This window comes from Rhodococcus olei (assembly GCF_039540555.1).
GTDB lineage: Bacteria > Actinomycetota > Actinomycetes > Mycobacteriales > Mycobacteriaceae > Rhodococcus_G > Rhodococcus_G olei.
Window position 1 is genome coordinate 103,767 of sequence record NZ_BAABFB010000024.1, and the last position, 17,325, is coordinate 121,091.

Below are 17,325 nucleotides of genomic sequence, written 5' to 3' on the forward strand. Positions count from 1 at the left end.
CAGATGAGCACTCAACCGACCGTCGCGTTCCTCGGCCTCGGGCACATGGGTGGCCCGATGGCGGCGAACCTCGTCAAGGCCGGCTACGCGGTCACCGGGTACGACCCGGTGCCCGCCGCGCAGGAGCAGGCGCACAAGGACGGCCTCACGGTCACCGACACCGCCGTCGCGGCGGTCGCCGACGTGGACGTGGTCATCACCATGCTGCCGAACGGCAAGCTGGTGCTCGACCTGTACGACGAGATCCTCGCGGCCGCGAAGCCGAACACACTGTTCGTCGACAGCTCGACGATCGACGTCGCCGACGCGAAGGCCGCCGCCGACAAGGCGCACGCGGCCGGGCATCGCGCCGTCGACGCCCCCGTCTCGGGTGGTGTCGCGGGCGCCGCGGCCGGCACGCTCGCGTTCATGGTCGGCGGTTCCGAGGCCGACTTCGCCTCCGCGCACCCGCTGCTCGACGTCATGGGCGCCAAGGTCGTGCACTGCGGCGGATCCGGGGTCGGCCAGGCCGCGAAGATCTGCAACAACATGATCCTCGGCATCTCGATGATCGCGGTCAGCGAGGCGTTCGTCCTCGGGGAGAAGCTCGGCCTGACCAACCAGGCGCTGTTCGACGTCGCGTCCAACGCGTCCGGCCAGTGCTGGTCGCTGACCAGCTACTGCCCGGTTCCCGGACCGCTGCCGACCAGCCCCGCGAACAACGACTACCAGCCCGGTTTCGCCGCGGCGCTGATGGACAAGGACCTCGGTCTGGCGTCGAACGCGCTGCGCGCCAACGGCGTCGAGGACGGACTGGGGCTGCGCGCCGCCGAGATCTACCACCGCTTCAACACCGAGGGCAATGGCGGCCTGGACTTCTCCGCCATCGTCAACGACATCCGCACCCGATCCGAGGGAACCAAGTGAGCGAGTACGAGACCATTCTGACCGAGCGCACCGGCCGCGTCGGCGTCGTCACCCTCAACCGGCCGAAGGCCCTCAACGCGCTCAACAGCCAGCTGATGCGTGAGGTCGTCGCCGCGGTCGAGGCGTTCGACGCGGACGACGAGATCGGCGCGATCCTGATCACCGGTTCCGAGAAGGCCTTCGCGGCCGGCGCCGACATCAAGGAGATGCAGCCGAAGACGTTCGCACAGGTCTACGGCGAAGACCTGTTCTCCCAGTGGGATCGGCTGTCCTCGGTGCGCACCCCGATCGTCGCCGCGGTCGCCGGGTACGCGCTCGGCGGCGGCTGCGAGTTGGCGATGCTGTGCGACTTCATCATCGCCGCCGACACCGCCAAGTTCGGGCAGCCGGAGATCAAGCTCGGCGTCATCCCCGGCATCGGCGGCTCGCAGCGGCTCACCCGCGCGGTGGGCAAGGCCAAGGCGATGGACCTGTGCCTGACCGGCCGCAACATGGATGCGGAGGAGGCCGAGCGGGCGGGGCTCGTCGCCCGGGTCGTGCCCGCGGCGGACCTGCAGGCCGTCGCGCTCGAGGCCGCGACCGCGATCGCGTCGATGTCGCTGCCGATCGCGATGATGGCGAAGGAGGCCGTCAACCGGTCCTTCGAGACCACCCTCGCCGAGGGCGTGAAGTTCGAACGGCGCGTGTTCCATTCGACGTTCGCGACCGCCGACCAGAAGGAAGGCATGGCGGCGTTCGTCGAGAAGCGCGCCCCGAAGTTCGTGAACGGCTGAGACCGGTCACCAGTCGTTTCGCGAGGGCCCCCACCGCGCCGGGCCCGCGGTGGCGGCGGCGAGGAGCACCGCTCCCCGCCCCGCCACCGACGTCGGGTCCGGCGCCGCCGACACCGGGATCCGCAGCAGTGACTCGAGACGCTCGCGCAGACCGGGAAGGTGCGCGCCGCCCCCGAGCAGCACCAGCACCGCCGGCGTCGTGCCGGTCTCGCGGATCATGGTGTGCAGCAGCGACACCGACTGGATCACGTCCGCTCGGCTCAGATCGACCAGGTCGCCCGTCGTCACCACGGTGGCCGCACCGGTCCGGGGGTCGGTGGCCGTGACCACCCGCTCGTGCGCGAGCTGCTCCTTGACGTCGCGGCACCAGGAGAGGCCCCGCCACACGCCCTGTGCGGCCAGCTGTTCCTGCAGCAGCTGGTCGATCCGGTCGCCGCACACCATCGCGCTGCGCCGCGCCGCGAGCACCTCCCCGGTCGCGCCATCGGCGACCGCGATCGACAACCCGGAACTGCCGACGTCGTACAGCACCGCCGTTCCGTGCCGCGGCAGTGCCCCGGTGAACCTCAGGTACCGGACCTGCGCCGCCGTCTCCGGCAGGACCTCGACGTGCTGGCGGGTCGTGGCGGCGCTGAGCGACTGCACCACTTCCGGTTCGAGCCCGGTCCGCAACGTCACCGCGGTCGCGGCCACCATCTCACCGCGCTCGATCGCGACCGTCCGCAGCGTGCGGATGGCCGAGATCATCGGCTCGCCGAGGGCCGCGCCCACGCGGAGCCGAACGTCGCAGCGCGCCACCGGTTCGTGGTGGGGGCGGTCCGGGTGCGCCAGCACCGCGCGGGCGCCGCTCGAACCGGCGGACACGCCGAGAACCAGGACCACTCTCGTCACTCCTCGTCGTCGACCGTCGTCACCACTTGGTGGGCGCGCCCCCGGTGTCGAAATCGCCGGCCTCGCGCCGCAACTCCGCGAGAATCCGCACGAGGGTGTCGAGCTTGTCCGCGGACAGCCCGGGCCGTGCGAACACCTCGCTGTTGAGCCGCTCCGTCGCGTCGACCGCCAGATCGCGTCCCGCCTGGGTGATTTCGATGAGTGTGGCACGCCGGTCGCTCGGGTGCGGCATGCGGCGCACGAGGCCGGCCTTCTCGAGCCGGTCGACGGCGTTGGTGACCGACGTCGGGTGAACCTGCAGGCGCGCACTGGCCTTCGCCATCGGCAACGCCCCGGACCGGGTGAACGTCAGCAGCGTGAGCAGCTCGTAGCGGGAGAAGGTCAACCCGGTCGGCTTGAGGACCTCCTCGACGCGCGCGATCATGATCTGCTGCGCGCGCATCACCGACGTCACCGCGGCCATCCCGTCGGCGACGTCACCCCACCCGTGGGCCTCCCACTGGCGGTGGGCTTCCTCGATGGGATCGAGTGGCAGGGGTTGTGACGGCATGCTCGACATCATCCCACGACGCGAGCCGAGGTCCCGCGCACCACTTCCCGTGGCGGACCGCTATCCGAGAGTCCGCACCGGGGACACCGCCGCCTGCAGCCGGTCGGCGCGTGCGCGCAGCAGCTCCGCCGCGCGGGTCTCGTCGGTGAAGATCCAGAAGTCGCCGGCGGCGAGCCCGGCGAACAGGGCCTCGGCCGCCTGGTCGGGGGTGACGCCGCGATCGGCGAGCACGTCCCGCATCCGTTCGCGCAGTGCGTCACCCGCCACGCCGTCCGCGTCGGCGCTGGTGTAGATCCCGGTGTCCACCGGTCCGGGCAGGAACGCCGCCACCCGGATCGGGGCCTGCGCCTGCGCGAGTTCGAGCGCCAGGCATTCCGTGAGGGCCAGCGCCGCATGCTTGCTCGAGACGTACGCGCCCTGCGCCGGCATCGTCGTCACCGACCCGATCGAGGCGACCGTCACCACGATCGCCTCCTGGCCGGGTACCGCCGTGTCGAGCATGTGCGGGACGAACGCACCGATCCCGTGGAAGACTCCGGCCACGTTGACACCGAAGACCCGCTCGAACCGGTCGGGCGCGATCTCCCACAACCGGCCGGTGCTCTCGATCCCGGCATTGCCGACGAGCAGCCGGACCGGGCCGAACTCGTCGACCGCGGTGACCGCCAGCCGCTCGACGGCGTCGGCGTCGCGGACGTCGCAGACGACCGGCAGGACCGTCGCGCCGGTGTCCCGCAGTTCCTCGGCGGTCCGCTGCAGCGCGGACTCGTCCCGGTCGGCGAGGACGACGCGCATGCCGAGAGCCGCGGCCCGCCGAGCGACGGCGGCACCGATTCCGGACGCCGCGCCGGTCACGACGGCGGTCTGCCCGTGGAGGTCTCGTGGATCGAGTGCAGTCACGCCCGCGACGGTAGGCACCGGCGGAGCCCTCCGGAAGGGGGACTTCCCCGTCAGCGGGAGCCGGGTGCGGGTCCGATCGGACGCCCGGTAGCTTCCATTCGCGGAGGTAATGAACACTGTGACCGAACCCCGCACACCCTGGGCCCAGCACGCGCTGATCCGGGCTGTCTTCTTCCTGATGGGTGCGGAGCTGTTCCTCGCGTCCCCGCTTCTGCCGACGATCTCGGACGACTTCGGCACCGCGATCGCGTCGACCGCCTGGGTGGTCACGGTCTTCGGTCTGTCCTACGCGCTGGCGAGTCCGCTGCTCGGTGGGCTGACCGAGCACATGCCGCGCAAGAAGGTGATCCTCTCCGGTGTCGCGGTGTTCGCGACCGGGGAGGTGCTGTGCGCGATCGCACCCAATCTCGGCTGGTTGCTCGCGGCCCGCGCGATCGGCGGCGTCGGCGGCGCACTGGTCGGCCCCGCGATGTGGGCATACCTGGCCGAGACGGCGGCGCCCCGCGAGCGCGGTCGGGCCATCGCAGGCGGGTCCGCCGCCTACGCCGGCGGCCAGATCATCGGGGTGCCGCTGGCGACATTCGCCGCAGCGGCACTGAGCTGGCGGGTCGCCTTCGGTGCCGTCGCGGTCGGGTTGGTCGTCGCGGGCACCCTGATCGCGCTGCGGCTGCGCGGATCGAGGCCCGCGGTCACCGGTCCGGTCCGTCCGCTCGCCGCGTTGCGGTCGTCGTTCGGGCTGTGGCGGGTCGGGGTGTTCCGGACCATCATGGCCGGCAACTTCTTCGTGCAGGCCGCGCGGTTGGGCACCTACGCGTACGCCGGAGCGTTGTTCGCGACGAAGTTCGGCTTCGGCACCGGGGTGCTCGGCCTGGTCGGGATGGTGGCCGGCATCGGGTCGCTGTTCGGGTCGTTGCTGGCCGGTCCGCTGATCGACCGGTGGAGTTCCGCGGGCAGGCACGTGTCGGAACTCAGCGTCGGATGGGGCCTGCTGATGGCCGTCGGTCTGGCGGCCGCCACGACCGCGGACACGTGGCAGGTGTGTCTGGCCGGGTTCGTGCTGTCGTTCTTCGCAGGCACCGCATTCTTCAGCACCGCGCAGGTGTACCTGACGACGGTCATGGCGGAGCGGCGCGCCCCGGCCGTGTCGTGGAACAACTCGGTGCTCTACATCGGGACCGGCGCCGGCACCACCGTCCTCGGCTTCGCCACCCTCGGCAGTGCCACGTTCGCCGTGTGCTCGGTGGTGTTCGCGCTCTGCGCCGCGGGGTTCAGCGCGGTGCTCGCCGTCCGCCGCCGCTGACCGGACGCCGCGTTCGACCGAATGAACGCCACGGTCGGCCGGGCGGGGCGTCGGCTGGTCACGCGTCGCGCATCTCGGACAGCGCGGCGGTGCGCTGGTCGATCCAGGTGCGCATCGTGTCGACGCTCGACCGCAGGTCCTCGGCGGTCAGGCCGTCGCTGGTCGGCACGGTTTCCGCGAGTCTGTCGAGGAGCTCCTGGGCCCGGCCGCTGCCGTACATCTGCTCGAAGAGATCCCAGTAGGCGCTCTCGTAGAGATCCGTGAACGCGTTCGACCCGAGGAACCGGGTCTTCAGGGTGTTGCCCTCGCGGGGCCGGCCGTGCGCGTTTCGGTTCCCGTCCGCCGCCGGGCCGGGCATCACACCGCCCGCCGCGGCTGCGCCGGCCGCCGGTGCCGCATCCGCCGTCGTGGTCTGTTGCTCGGTACGTCGCGTGGCGCCGGTGGGCGGCGGCTGCCCGACGGTCGTACCCGCACCGGCCTGCGTCGGTCCGGCCTGGACTGCCCCGCCGGGGCGGCCGCCACCGCCCACCGACACCGAGTCCCGGGGCCCGGCCGCCGTGCCTCCGGTCATCGCCAGGTTCAGGTCCCAGGAGACGACGGAGAGGAGCCCGGACTCGAGGTCGTACCAGAGGTAGTAGTTCTGGCCGGGGCCGGCGATGTCGTCTCCGTTGACGATCAGGTTCTGGGTGGCGGCGTAGCGGGCGAACGACTCGACGTCCACCCACGCGCCGAGTCGGGTGTCGAACTCCTCGTCGGAAGCCGAGTCCAGCCACTTCAGGAAGTTGATGATCGGCTGGAGGTTGCCGTCGCCCACCGCGTTGATCTGCTTGAACTGGTCGGCGTAGCCCGACTGGTCGTCGCCGGTGTACGCGAATCGCGAGTTGGCGTCGGCCTTGTACAGGTATCCGTCGGAGTCGAACAGGGCGTTGGCGTAGGCGTCGTCCGGGTGCTCGAGCAGCAGCCGGGTGGCGGTCGAACCACCGTTGATCGAGTACACCGTGTACGCGAATCGCTGTGTCGGCTGGTCGGTTTCGGCGGTGAGTGCCAGCGCCATCGCTTCGTTCAGCGCGGGACTGCCCGGCCGCACGGAGATCTCGGTCAGGCCCTGGTAGGCGCGACCCTCGACGTTCTCGTCGAAACTGATCAGCAGCGGCAGCGAGGTCGGGTCGTCGGCCGACACCGACGACATCAACTCGCCCATGCCGCCCGTGCCACCGAAGCCGTCCGGCAACCGACCGTTCTCGGGTGGAGCGAACCCCTCGGGCAACTGCATGCCGTCGGGCAGCTGCACACCGTCGGGGGGCTGCATGCCGCCCGGTGGGAATCCTTCACCGCCCGGACCGGTGCCACGGACGCCCATCAGGGTGGAATTGCCCTTCAGTCGCACGGCCGCATCCGTCACCACGGTGCCGTCGATCGTGATGTCGGCGGTCACCCACTTCTTCTCGCCCGACTTCTGGAACGACGTGATCATGTCGCGGTACTCGGCATCGGGCATCTGCAGGGACAGCTCGTGCTGGACGGAGCCGTCGAAGAGGTCCACGGTTCCGGCGACGTTGTCGGTGACGTCCGACGCGATCACCGTGGCGTCGCCGGTGATGTACGGGCGAATCCGGGCGTTTCCGAACACGGTCGCCATGATCGCCACGAACGCGACGAACACCACCAGCAGCTTCCAGTGCTGACGCAGTGATGTCGGAACCCGGTGGATCAGTCGGCGCCGCGGCGGCGGCCCGGTGATGTCCGTCGCGGCCATCAGATGTCCGTCTGGTCGTAGCCGGTCAGCACCGTGACCCGCTGTCCGGCGTTGACGGCGCTCAGCGCGGTGATCAGCGCGGCGGGCTTGGTTCCCTTCTTCAGTTGTGCGGTGTAGTAGAGCTCGTGCAGCGCGCCGGCGCGGACGGCCTCGGACGAGACCAGTTCGAACTCGGTGCAGTGCTTGATCAGAACATCCTCGACGAGCGCCGTGTACTCCTGCTCCGGCGGCACCTGGACCTTGACCACCTGCCGCTGGACGTCCAGCTTGAACCAGTTGAACTTGTTCATGATCAGCAGCACGAGGCAGATCGCGACGGTCGCGGCCACCGCGAGAAGGTAGAACCGGGTGCCGGTCGTCATGCCGATCGCCATCACCAGGAAGATGAACCCGACGTCACGAGTTTCCTTGATCGCGTTGCGGAATCGGACCACGGACAGTGCGCCGACGAGGGCGAAGGCCCGGGCGATGTTGGAGCCGACGACGAGCATGATCAGCGAGATGATCATGCCGACCATCACCAGCGTCTGGACGTACGACTGGCTGTACGAGACGTTCTTGTGGGTGTAGCGGTAGACCCAGCCGATGATCGCCGACAGGACGAACGCCAGCGCCAGCGACACGATGATGTCGAACGTGGAGAACGTCCCGCTCAGGTCCTGAAGGTCGAAATTCATGCTTGTCCTGTTTCGTTGGGGGAGTGGGGTTGCGTGCGGCGGGCCCGGTCAGTCGGCGGCGTGGGCCGCGACGTCGAACACGTCGGTGGGCGCGCGGTCGTCGAAGCCCGGCGGCAGCAGCAACTCCGGCGATCCCATCCGTGAGCGCGGCGCCATCCCGAATGCCTCCACGGCCTGGCAGTACTTGGAGACCCGGATCACCGACATGTTCATCCGGGCGGTGAGATCGGTCGCCCAGTACGGCACGCGTTCGTTCGCCTTGAGTTCGACGATCGCCAATTTCGGCGGGATGATGAAGCGGTTCTGGGCCCCGGAGGCGAAGTGGAAGTCGCGGTCGCGTCCGTGCACCCGGTGGTCGATGGTGACCCGCAGTCCCAGATCGGCCGCGGTTCCGACGAACGCCTCGCGCAGGTATCCGGTGGTCACGATCGGGCGCAGGTCGAGGTTGCCGACCAGCGTCGTCACCTCGTCGACGAACGGGCGCTGCGCGCGTGCGCACTCGATGTCCTCGCGGCCGCCCAGCCACCGCTGGGTGAGGCCGTAGGGCAGGGCGATGCGCCGTTTCTGGGTGACCCGGTTGACTCGCTGCTTGATCTCGATCTGCACCTCGGTGTCGTCGGTGCATTCGGCGGGTTGCCCGTACAGGCGCACCCGGAGCTTGCGCCGGAACCTGAGTCCCTCGATCTTCTCCCAGTAGAACCGCAGGTCGGGTGTGTCGTAGTAAAGAGAGGTGACCGGGTACCCGCCGTGCGGCGAGTACGGGTCGGCGTCCATCCGGGCGGCCAGCTCACGACGCAGCTCCGGAACCCGTGTTTCGTCGACGAAGTACTTGATCTCGTACCGATTGAAGGCGTGAAGCCTGCTCGCCGTCTGCTGGTGTCCGGTGACGGCGACCTGAGCCGGTGGCGGCGACGGCCGTTCCGTGGGTGGATCGCGAAAGCGATCGAGAAAGCGCATCGTGCGGTGGCTCCTTGCCCTGACGGTGTACGAACAGGACAAGTACAGGTGGTGAACCTCGAGGAATCTTGGTGAAATCCTGACAATTGTCTGGCAATGAAGAAGTAAAGCCTGTCGACCTACGGTGCCCGGGTTCGAATCACGGCGAGCGCAACCCTGGGCGCATCCGGCGCGGTCCGGCAACGTGAACGGCGATGCGGGTGTGGCTGAGTGGTTAGGCACCGGCCTGCAAAGCCGTTCACACGGGTTCGAATCCCGTCATCCGCTCGACGAGCCCGGCAGGTCTCCGCCTGCCGGGCTCGGGGGTTCGTGCGAGTTGTCGGCCTCAGCCCACGGCCGGTGGCTGGTCGACGAGCTGCGCGAGGTAGAGCTGCTCGCCGAGCTTGTCGATCAGTTCGAGCTGGGTTTCGAGGTAGTCGACGTGGTCCTCCTCCTCGGCGAGGATCTTCTCGAAGAGCCCGGCGGTGGTGTGATCGCCCTTGGCGCGGCACATCGTGATGCCGGGACGCAGGCGCTCGACGACCTCCCCCTCGATGGCGAGGTCCGAGGTGAACTGCTCCCGGATGGTCTGGCCGATCCGCAGCGGAAGGAGGCGCTGGTAGTTCGGCAGGGCCTCGAGCATCAGGATCCGGTCGGTCAGCAGCTCGGCGTGCTGCATCTCCTCGAAGGACTCCTGGCGGGTCTTCTCGGCAATCTTCGTCAGACCCCAGTTGGCCTGCATCTTGGAGTGGAGAAAGTACTGGTTGATCGCTGTGAGCTCGCTGGTCAACTGCTCGTTCAGAAGAGCAATGACCTCGTCGTCGCCGCGCATGACACCTCCGGTGGGGGTGGACTGAACACAGTGGATTCAGACTAACCCTCACCGGGTGCTTTCACTCGGTGTATCCGTGCGCGGGTTCGGTTATGCGCTGATCGGTTGGTCCTCGCATTCGACGGTGGCGAAGTGCTGTTCGATCATCGACTTGATCCGGTCGCGGCACATGCCGCACCCGCGTCCGCGCCCTGCCCCGCAGCCCATCGAGACCTGCTTGACGGACTGCGCACCCGCCGAGATGCACTGATGCACCGTGTCCTCGGTGGTGGCCTCGCAAACGCAGACGTACATGTCGTAATCCTCCAGCCCAGCTTCCTCAGGCGAGGCTACACTAACGGCCCTCGACTTGAAAAGGGTAGGCTAACCCAATTTTTGATCTTGATCGGCACGGAGTCGCCGACGGGTCGTTGACCCCCGCGCGGCAGCGTGTGTAACCTCGCGTCACATATAACTGGGTGTGAGGAGGGCGACATGGCCGACTTCGACGTGGTGGTCACCGGGGGATTGTGGTTCGACGGCACGGGTGCGCCACCGCTGCGTCGCAATCTCGGGATCCGCGACGGCGTCCTCGAGAAGGTCACCACCGAGCCGCTGCCCGCCGGTCCCGGCACCGAGGTCGTCGACGCGGCGGGCAAATGGGTGCTGCCCGGGTTCGTCGACGTGCACACCCACTACGACGCCGAGGCGCTCGCCAATCCCGGACTCGGGGAGTCGGTGCGGCACGGCGTCACCACCGTGGTCCTCGGCAACTGCTCGCTGTCCACCGTGTACTCCACCCCGCGCGAGTGCGCCGACCTGTTCAGCCGCGTCGAGGCCGTCCCGCACGACGCGGTGCTCCGCATCCTCGACGAGAAGAAGACCTGGACCTCGCCCGCCGAGTACGTCGCCGCCCTCGACGCGCTGCCGCTCGGACCGAACGTCGCCGGATTCATCGGCCACTCCGACATCCGCACCCACGTCCTCGGGCTCGGCCGCGCCACCGACCGGTCCGCCCCGCCGTCCGCCGCCGAGCTCGACCGCATGGGAACGTTGCTCACCGAGGCGCTGGACGCCGGGATGCTCGGCCTGTCCTCGATGACGAACTCCCTCGACAAGATCGACGGCGACGAATACCGGTCCCGCTCACTGCCGTCCACGTATGCGCGGTGGCGCGAACTGCGATTCCTGAACCGGATCCTGCGCGACCGCGGGAAGATCCTGCAGTCCGCGCCGACGATCAACCTGCACCCGAACGTCGCCGCGTTCTTCGTCGAGAGCTCGGGCATCGGCCGGCGTCGCAAGCTCAAGACCTCGCTCCTGTCCGGCGCGGACTCGAAGGCGTACCCGGTGCTCGTGTACTTCATGCTCACCGCAGCGCCGCTGCTCAACCGGTTCGCGAAGACCGACTTCCGCTGGCAGCACCTGCCGGTGCCGTTCACCGTGTACGCCGACGGCATCGACCTCGTGGTGTTCGAGGAGTTCGGCGCCGGCGCCGCGGCGCTGCACCTGCGCGACGAGGTCGAGCGCAACGAGCTGCTGCGTGACGAGGGGTACCGGCGCCGGTTCCGGAAGGCCTACGACGACAAGTGGTCCCCGCGGATCTGGCACCGCGACTTCCACGACGCGGTGATCGTCAAGTGCCCCGACGAGACGCTCGTCGGCAAGTCCTTCGGTCGGGTGGGCGACGAGCGGGGGGTCCACCCGGTCGACGCCTACCTCGACCTCGTGGTCGAGTACGGCCGGAACCTGCGCTGGCGTACCACCGTTGCCAACCACCGGCCGAAGTACGCGCGCAGGCCCGCCGCCAGTTCGGGGGTGCAGATGGGGTTCGGTGACGCCGGCGCGCACCTGCGCAACATGGCGTTCTACAACTTCCCGGTCCGGCTCCTGAAACGGGTCAACGACGCCCAGAGGCAGCGCCGGCCGTTCCTGACGGTCGAGCGGGCGGTGCACCGGCTCACCGGCGAGCTCGCGGACTGGTACGGCCTCGACGCCGGACACCTGCGCGTGGGGGACCGCGCGGATCTCGTGGTGATCGACCCGGCCGGGCTCGACGACTCCGTGGACGCGCTGTTCGAGGAGCCCGTCGCCGAGTACGGCGGCCTGCGCCGAATGGTGAACCGCAACGACCGGGCCGCAGTCGCCACCCTCGTCAACGGGCGAATCGTGTTTCGGGACGGTCGGTTCGCGCCGGGGTACGGTGTGGAGAAGACCGGCCGGTTCCTGCGTGCCGGGCAGCGGGCGCCCCGGGGTGCCCTGCACACCGACGTCACCGTCTGACGAAGGGGCGGGTACACCGATGGCAGCGAGGCGGCTCACCACGTTCACCCGCGACGGGTTGGTGTTCGACGTGCGCGACGAGGGTCCGCTCGACGGGGCGCCGGTCGTGCTGCTGCACGGCTTCCCGCAGGACTCGCGGTCCTGGGATGCCGTCGCGTCGCTGTTGCACGCCCGCGGGTTCCGCACCCTGTCACCCGACCTGCGCGGTGCGTCCCCGGGTGCGCGGCCGCGGTCGCGATGGGCCTACCGGTCCACGGAACTGACCGACGACGTGGTCGCGCTGATCGCGCAGGCGGGGGTCGGGCCCGTGCATCTGGTCGGCCACGACTGGGGCGCGGCCGCGGCGTGGTGGGTCGCGGGTCGCCGGCCCGACCTGGTGCGCACCCTGACCGCGGTCTCGGTCCCGCACCCCACCGCGTTCGCCCGCTCCCTGCTGACCAGCCGTCAGGCGCTGCTGTCCTGGTACATGCTCGTCTTCCAGCTCCCGATGGCGCCGGAGCGGCTGTTCGGGGACGAAACCCGGGCGCGCCGCGCCTTCCTGCGCGGCGGCATGACCCGGGAGGTCGCCGACCGCGATCTCGCGCCGATGCGCGAGCGCTCCCGGGCCCGGGGTGGGCTGAACTGGTATCGCGCGATTCCGTTCACCCCGTTCTGGCGGCCCGCGGAGCGGATCACGGTGCCGACGCTGTACGTGTGGAGCGACGGCGACATCGCGCTCGGCCGCACGGCCGCCGAACTCACCGGGCGGTACGTCGACGGCCCGTACCGGTTCGAGGTGCTCGCCGGGGTGAGCCACTGGATCCCCGACGAGGCGCCGCAGCGGCTCGTGGACCTGCTCGTCCCGCACCTGGGGTAGGGGTCAGGCGGGGCGCGTCCACGCCCCCATCAGGGCGTCGCTCAGCTCGCTCATCAGTGCCCGGATGCGGTGGTCGGCGGCTCCTCGGGGATCGAGGGATTCGTGCAGCAGTTGCCGGAATCGGGTGGGCGTGACGCCGAACGTCTCGAGCAGTTCGGACGCGCTCGCACCGCCGAACGGTGCCCATTTGATCGCGAAACCGATCACCCATTTGCCGTGGGGGCTGACGGCCTTGGCGCGGTCGAGGTAGTCGCACTGTCGCAGCAACACTCGAATCCGCTCACGGTTGTAGTGGTGGTCGGTACTCACGGGTGCTCCTGATCTCACGACGGTCAGCTCGCCCGAACGGCGAACACGGGGAACCGGTGGCCGCGGGGCGTCGGCCGGAACTCGACGCGCACGGGGTGGGACGCCCGCGCCGGGATCTCGCCCTCGATCCACGTGTAGAGCCGGGGGCCGTCGTCGAGTTCGACGATCGCGGTGACGGCGGGGTCGGTGTCCGCCTGCGGGCCGGGTGTGGCCTTCCACGACACGATCGCTCCCGTTCCGGTGGACGGCACCGCGGCGAGTTCGGTGCCGTGGCACACGGGACAGATCGCGGTCAGCGGCGCGCAGCTCGTGGCGCAGCTCGCACACCGGTTGATCAGCAGTGCCGGTGACCCGAGGGGGTCCGGGCCGGGCGCGGCGGGGGTGGGGTGGGGCGTGTTCTGATGCATCGGGACCTCGACGAGGAGCGGGCTGGTGACGTGCATCACACTCTCGTTGGGATCGGGTCTCGGGACCACCGCAGAACTACCCGGGTACCTACCTGTTTCTCGAACCGGGTGACGTCGCCCGGTTTCATGTCCGAGGCGGTCGTCCAGCTGGGATCGGGAGGTGGCCCGGCGGAGTCCGGACGGCGAACCCCGTCCGGCGGATCGGTGAACAGTCGGTGATTCACCGGCGAAAGCGCTGGTCGCGGGCCTCTGGGTCGCGTGCGTCGTGGCTAGAGTCCCCGCCATGCACGTCTTGTTCCTCTGCAAAGGCAACGTGTGCCGCTCGGCAATGGCCGAGCGGCTCGCGGTCGCCATCGCGGCGGAGCACGGTCTGACGGGCCTGACCGCGGAGAGCGCGGGCACCCGGGCGCTCGTCGGATTCCCGATCGAACCGGTGGCCGCCGAGGTGCTCCGCGGTCTCGGTGCCGACCCGTCCGGATTCGCGGCCCGCAGGCTGCGGCCCGAGACGGTCGATCGTGCGGACCTCGTCCTCGCGATGACCGAGCAACTGCGCGACGAGGTGGTGCAGCTGGTACCGGGGTCGGGGCGCCGGACCTTCACACTGCTCGAGGCGCGCCGCACCGTGTGGCTCACCAAGGCGCGAACCGTGGACGACCTGCACGCGCACCGCGACCGGGTCGCGATCCACGACGAGTCGATCAGCGATCCGGTCGGGCTCGGCGCGGGCGCGTTCGAGCGGGTCGGCGAGCAGATCGCCGAGGCGTTGCTCGTGCTGATCCCGGCGCTGTGCGAGGCCGGCGGGCCGGGTCCGGTCGACGCCTGACCGGAACCCGGGAGCGGACGGGCCCCGCGGGTCACCGGCCGCGTCAGGCCTTCCGGGACCCTTCGCGGCTGTCGTCCGCCGGCGCGAGCACCGTGTGCAGCGCGGCCGTGACCGTCCGCAGCTGCTCGTCGGTCAGCCGTTCCGCGAAGCGCTCCGCGATTCCGCCGAGGTAGACCGGCGCGGCCTCGCGGTAGCGCCGCAGGCCCGCGTCCGTGATCGTCACGAACGCGGAGCGGCGATCATCGGGGTTCGCGCCCCGCTGCACGAGCCCGTGGGTCTCCATCTCGGCGACCAGGCGGCTGACGCGGGTGCGGCTGAGCACCACCCGCTCCCCGAGGTCGCTCATGCGCAGCGGGGTGTCGCCGGCTCCCGCCAGTTCGAGCAGCACGTCGTACCAGGCCAGCGGCAACCCCGTCGTGCGTTGCAGATCGGCGTCGAGCTCGGGCACGAGTCGCGCGTGGACCTGCAGGAGCGCGCCCCACGCGCTCGTCTCCAGGTCACGTCGACTGGAATTCCGTGTCGCTGCCACCGCGGCAGTCTAGCCGGATCCGGCAGACCGGTTGCGTGCGTACGCACCTTCCTATTCAATGTGTGTACGCACGCACATAAGTGCGGAGCGATCGCATGGAAGGTGACACGATGACCGAACTGATCACGCGCGACGAACTGGCCGCCGCGCTCCCCGACCACTCCGTGGTTCTCCTCGACACGCTCCCCGCCGAGCACTACGACCGGGCACACATCCGCGGCGCGCTGAATCTCGTCGAGGCCGACGTGGAATCGATGGCGCCGCAGGTGCTTCCGGACCGCGACGCGGCCATCGTGACCTACTGCGCGAACATCTCCTGCCGCAACAGCGAGAACGTGGCGGGCCGGCTCCGCGCGCTCGGGTACTCGAATGTGCGCAAGTACCGGGAGGGCATCGCGGACTGGGAGTCCGCCGGCCTGCCGATCGACGGGGCCGGCACCCGGGAGCCCGTCACCGGGTGACCGGCCGCCAGGTGCCCCCGCCCGTCATGCGACGCCCGGCGCCGGGCCGGCGTGCCGGGTGGGGAGCGCCTGCGCCGGGGCGATGCTCGGGCCGACCCAGGCGCTGTGCGAGGCCGGCCGGGCGGGCCGGTCGACGCCCGACCGGAATCCGGACCGGCCGGCCCCGCGGGTCACCGGCCGAAGCGCTCCTCGACCTCGGCGGCGCTGAGCCCGAACTCCTCGAGGGTGTACTTGTGCGCCGGTTTGCGAGCGCCGGACCGGCTCTCCTCGTGCATCGCCTCCATGGCCTGCTGGGCCTGCGCGGTCAGCGGGATGCCGAAGGTGCCGTAGATTCCCTCGACGGTGCCCAGCGGGTCGGCGACGAAGTCCTGGTAGTCGACGTCGACGAACTGCGCCGGGTCGTACTTCGCCCGGTCCGCCGTGAACTGCTCGAGCCCGCGCGCCCACAGCTCGAGCTGGCTGCGCCCGATCACCTCGCCGCGGAAGGTGTTGGACCAGCCCTCGGTGGCCTGCTCGGCGAGACTGCACACCGACGGGATGATCGTGGTCGGCGGGCGATGCGTCTGGATGATCAGGGCGTCCGGGTACACCGCCATCAGCTCATCGAGCGCGAACAGGTGGCTCGGGTTCTTGAGCACCCACCGCCGGTCCTGGTCCGGCAGGCCGATCAGCTGCAGGTTCTTCTTGTGTCGGGCGTACGCGTTCGTCCAGTCCTGGGTCTGCAGCCACTTCGAGTAGGTCGGCAGGTTCGCCAGGCACTCGTAGGACACCGACTTGAAGGTCTGGCGCAGCAGCTGCCAGCACTCCTCGACCTCGCCCGCCGACATGTAGTGCACGCCCATGAATTCGGGGTGCTCGACGTGGTGCTTGCTGAACTGGGCCTCGATGCCCTGGAACACCGGGTTCGACTCCCACGTCTCGCGCGGCGGCCGGGGCTGCGGCATCTCGGTCAACCACATCTCCAGGCCCTGGTGGCCGGGGTCGACCGTGAGCAGCCGGTGCAGCGCGGTGGTCCCGGTGCGCGGCAGGCCGGTGACGAAGATCGGCCGTTCGATCGTCACCTCCGCGTGCTCGGGATGCTGCCGCCAGGCCGCCTCGGACAGCAGCCGCGCGACCAGGGCACCGCGCAGGAACACCCGGGAGATCTTGCTGCCGAAGGGGGTCAGGCTCTCGTCGCGGGCGTACGAATCCAGCAGCACGCCGAGCGCCTCGGTGTAGTCGTCGACGCCGAAGTCGGACAGTCCGGTCATCCGGGTGGCCGAGGCGTGCAGGTCCTCGACCGTGCCGACCGTGGTGCGTTCAGTCATTCTCGTTGTCTTCCTGTGTCGTCTTCGGTCGCGTCCTAGTGGTGGAACTCGCCGCAGTTCACGTCCAGGCACTGACCGGTGATGCCGCTGGCCATCGGGGAGGCCAGGAAGATCACGGCGTCGGAGACCTCGTCGGTGGTCGGCAGTCGCTTCAGATCGGTCCCGGCGGCGGTCGCGTCGTAGATCTGTTCGACCGTGGTGCCGTACTTGTTCGCCTGGTGCGCGAAGTACCGCTGCAGGGTGTCGCCCCAGATGTAGCCCGGTGCCACCGAGTTGATCCGGATTCCCTTGGGGCCGAGCTCCGTTGCCAGTGACTGCGAGATGGACAGCAGGGCCGACTTGGCCATCTTGTAGCTGCCGTAGCGCTCCTGGGAGTGGCGCAGCACCATCGAGTTCACGTTCACGACCGCGCCCTTCGAGGCCTCGAGTGCCGGGGTGAACAGCTGGGTCAGCCGCAGTGCGCCGAACACCGTGAGTTCGAGGGAGTCGCGCATGTGCTGGAAGTCGGTGCGCGCCAACGGCTTCATCGACGGCACCGAGAAGGCGTTGTTGATCAGCGCATCGGCGCGACCGTACGCGTCCACGGTGGCGGTGACCAGGTTCTCGGCGGAGGCCTGGTCGGTGATGTCGGTGGACACGGTCACCGCGCGGCGGCCGAGGTCGGCGACCTCCTTGGCGACCTCGTCGAGCCGGGACTGGGTGCGGGCGGCCAGCACCAGGTCGGCGCCGGCTTCCGCACAGCGCAACGCCAGGGTGCGGCCGAGCGCCGGTCCGACCCCGGAGATCACGACGATCTTGTCCTGCAACAGATTGGTCACGTGGGTTCCTCGCTGTGTTGTGGCCGAGCCTC

General features: G+C 69.8%; 20 protein-coding genes and 1 tRNA gene. 8 read left to right on the plus strand and 13 right to left on the minus strand.

Annotation, left to right across the window (positions count from 1 at the left end):
* Positions 1-3: 3 nt before the first annotated feature.
* Positions 4-906: a 3-hydroxyisobutyrate dehydrogenase gene (gene mmsB / locus ABD951_RS06035; protein ID WP_345342858.1), complete on the plus strand. Its 903-nt coding sequence runs from the start codon at positions 4-6 to the stop codon at positions 904-906.
* Positions 903-1,679 carry an enoyl-CoA hydratase gene (locus ABD951_RS06040; RefSeq protein WP_345342859.1) on the plus strand — a complete coding sequence of 259 codons (777 nt, stop codon included), beginning with the start codon at positions 903-905 and terminating at the stop codon, positions 1,677-1,679. Before mmsB ends, ABD951_RS06040 begins: the two co-directional genes overlap by 4 nt.
* A gap of 6 nt (positions 1,680-1,685) precedes the next feature.
* Here ABD951_RS06040 and ABD951_RS06045 read toward each other — a convergent pair whose 3' ends face one another.
* Genes ABD951_RS06045 through ABD951_RS06055 form a run of 3 tightly spaced genes read right to left on the minus strand, consistent with a single transcriptional unit; the run spans position 1,686 to position 4,020 of the window.
* Complete coding sequence (locus ABD951_RS06045) at positions 1,686-2,561, minus strand: DUF7159 family protein (RefSeq protein WP_345342860.1); 876 nt, start codon at positions 2,559-2,561, stop codon at positions 1,686-1,688.
* Positions 2,562-2,589: 28 nt separating this feature from the next.
* Positions 2,590-3,120: a MarR family winged helix-turn-helix transcriptional regulator gene (locus ABD951_RS06050; RefSeq protein WP_345342861.1), complete on the minus strand. Its 531-nt coding sequence runs from the start codon at positions 3,118-3,120 to the stop codon at positions 2,590-2,592.
* Positions 3,121-3,180: 60 nt separating this feature from the next.
* On the minus strand, positions 3,181-4,020 hold the full coding sequence (locus ABD951_RS06055) for an SDR family NAD(P)-dependent oxidoreductase (protein WP_345342862.1): 840 nt from the start codon (positions 4,018-4,020) through the stop codon (positions 3,181-3,183).
* Between the two features lie 109 nt (positions 4,021-4,129).
* On the opposite strand from ABD951_RS06055, the gene ABD951_RS06060 reads away from it, so the two are divergent.
* Entirely contained in the window at positions 4,130-5,320 is a 1,191-nt protein-coding gene (locus ABD951_RS06060) for an MFS transporter (protein WP_345342863.1), read from the plus strand.
* A 58-nt stretch (positions 5,321-5,378) separates the two neighbouring features.
* On the opposite strand, the gene ABD951_RS06065 is transcribed toward ABD951_RS06060, so the two are convergent.
* From ABD951_RS06065 to ABD951_RS06075, 3 genes are read right to left on the minus strand one after another with little or no spacing between them, the layout of a single operon-like run.
* Positions 5,379-7,076: a CotH kinase family protein gene (locus ABD951_RS06065; protein WP_345342864.1), complete on the minus strand. Its 1,698-nt coding sequence runs from the start codon at positions 7,074-7,076 to the stop codon at positions 5,379-5,381.
* Positions 7,076-7,753, minus strand: coding sequence for a DUF4956 domain-containing protein (locus tag ABD951_RS06070; RefSeq protein ID WP_345342865.1), 678 nt, complete (start codon positions 7,751-7,753; stop codon positions 7,076-7,078). The genes ABD951_RS06065 and ABD951_RS06070 overlap by 1 nt, the downstream gene beginning before the upstream one ends.
* Positions 7,754-7,801: 48 nt before the next feature.
* A complete protein-coding gene (locus ABD951_RS06075) occupies positions 7,802-8,710 on the minus strand; it encodes a polyphosphate polymerase domain-containing protein (protein WP_345342866.1) in 909 nt (302 codons plus the stop codon).
* 196 nt (positions 8,711-8,906) lie between these two features.
* On the opposite strand from ABD951_RS06075, the gene ABD951_RS06080 reads away from it, so the two are divergent.
* A tRNA-Cys gene (locus tag ABD951_RS06080) sits at positions 8,907-8,977 on the plus strand.
* 58 nt (positions 8,978-9,035) lie between these two features.
* Here the strand turns inward: ABD951_RS06080 and bfr are convergent.
* Positions 9,036-9,521 carry a bacterioferritin gene (gene bfr / locus ABD951_RS06085; RefSeq protein ID WP_345342867.1) on the minus strand — a complete coding sequence of 162 codons (486 nt, stop codon included), beginning with the start codon at positions 9,519-9,521 and terminating at the stop codon, positions 9,036-9,038.
* A gap of 90 nt (positions 9,522-9,611) precedes the next feature.
* Positions 9,612-9,815, minus strand: coding sequence for a (2Fe-2S)-binding protein (locus tag ABD951_RS06090; protein ID WP_345342868.1), 204 nt, complete (start codon positions 9,813-9,815; stop codon positions 9,612-9,614).
* 180 nt (positions 9,816-9,995) lie between these two features.
* Between ABD951_RS06090 and ABD951_RS06095 the strand changes: the two genes are divergently transcribed.
* Positions 9,996-11,783, plus strand: a complete 1,788-nt coding sequence (locus ABD951_RS06095) for an N-acyl-D-amino-acid deacylase family protein (RefSeq protein ID WP_345342869.1) — start codon at positions 9,996-9,998, stop codon at positions 11,781-11,783.
* Between the two features lie 19 nt (positions 11,784-11,802).
* Positions 11,803-12,639, plus strand: coding sequence for an alpha/beta fold hydrolase (locus ABD951_RS06100; RefSeq protein ID WP_345342870.1), 837 nt, complete (start codon positions 11,803-11,805; stop codon positions 12,637-12,639).
* 3 nt (positions 12,640-12,642) lie between these two features.
* On the opposite strand, the gene ABD951_RS06105 is transcribed toward ABD951_RS06100, so the two are convergent.
* Positions 12,643-12,948 (minus strand): hypothetical protein, encoded by a 306-nt coding sequence (locus tag ABD951_RS06105; protein WP_345342871.1) that lies wholly within the window; start codon positions 12,946-12,948, stop codon positions 12,643-12,645.
* Positions 12,949-12,971: 23 nt separating this feature from the next.
* The gene (locus tag ABD951_RS06110) at positions 12,972-13,391 is read right to left on the minus strand and encodes a Zn-ribbon domain-containing OB-fold protein (protein ID WP_345342872.1); all 420 of its coding nucleotides are present in this window, start codon (positions 13,389-13,391) and stop codon (positions 12,972-12,974) included.
* Between the two features lie 247 nt (positions 13,392-13,638).
* On the opposite strand from ABD951_RS06110, the gene ABD951_RS06115 reads away from it, so the two are divergent.
* Entirely contained in the window at positions 13,639-14,178 is a 540-nt protein-coding gene (locus ABD951_RS06115; protein WP_345342873.1) for an arsenate reductase/protein-tyrosine-phosphatase family protein, read from the plus strand.
* Positions 14,179-14,221: 43 nt separating this feature from the next.
* On the opposite strand, the gene ABD951_RS06120 is transcribed toward ABD951_RS06115, so the two are convergent.
* A complete protein-coding gene (locus tag ABD951_RS06120; protein WP_345342874.1) occupies positions 14,222-14,707 on the minus strand; it encodes a MarR family winged helix-turn-helix transcriptional regulator in 486 nt (161 codons plus the stop codon).
* Positions 14,708-14,817: 110 nt separating this feature from the next.
* Here ABD951_RS06120 and ABD951_RS06125 point away from each other — a divergent pair, with 110 nt between their 5' ends.
* Entirely contained in the window at positions 14,818-15,168 is a 351-nt protein-coding gene (locus ABD951_RS06125; protein ID WP_345342875.1) for a rhodanese-like domain-containing protein, read from the plus strand.
* Between the two features lie 170 nt (positions 15,169-15,338).
* Here ABD951_RS06125 and ABD951_RS06130 read toward each other — a convergent pair whose 3' ends face one another.
* Positions 15,339-16,475, minus strand: a complete 1,137-nt coding sequence (locus tag ABD951_RS06130) for a sulfotransferase family protein (RefSeq protein ID WP_345342876.1) — start codon at positions 16,473-16,475, stop codon at positions 15,339-15,341.
* A gap of 35 nt (positions 16,476-16,510) precedes the next feature.
* Complete coding sequence (locus ABD951_RS06135; RefSeq protein WP_345342878.1) at positions 16,511-17,293, minus strand: SDR family oxidoreductase; 783 nt, start codon at positions 17,291-17,293, stop codon at positions 16,511-16,513.
* Positions 17,294-17,325 lie beyond the last annotated feature (32 nt).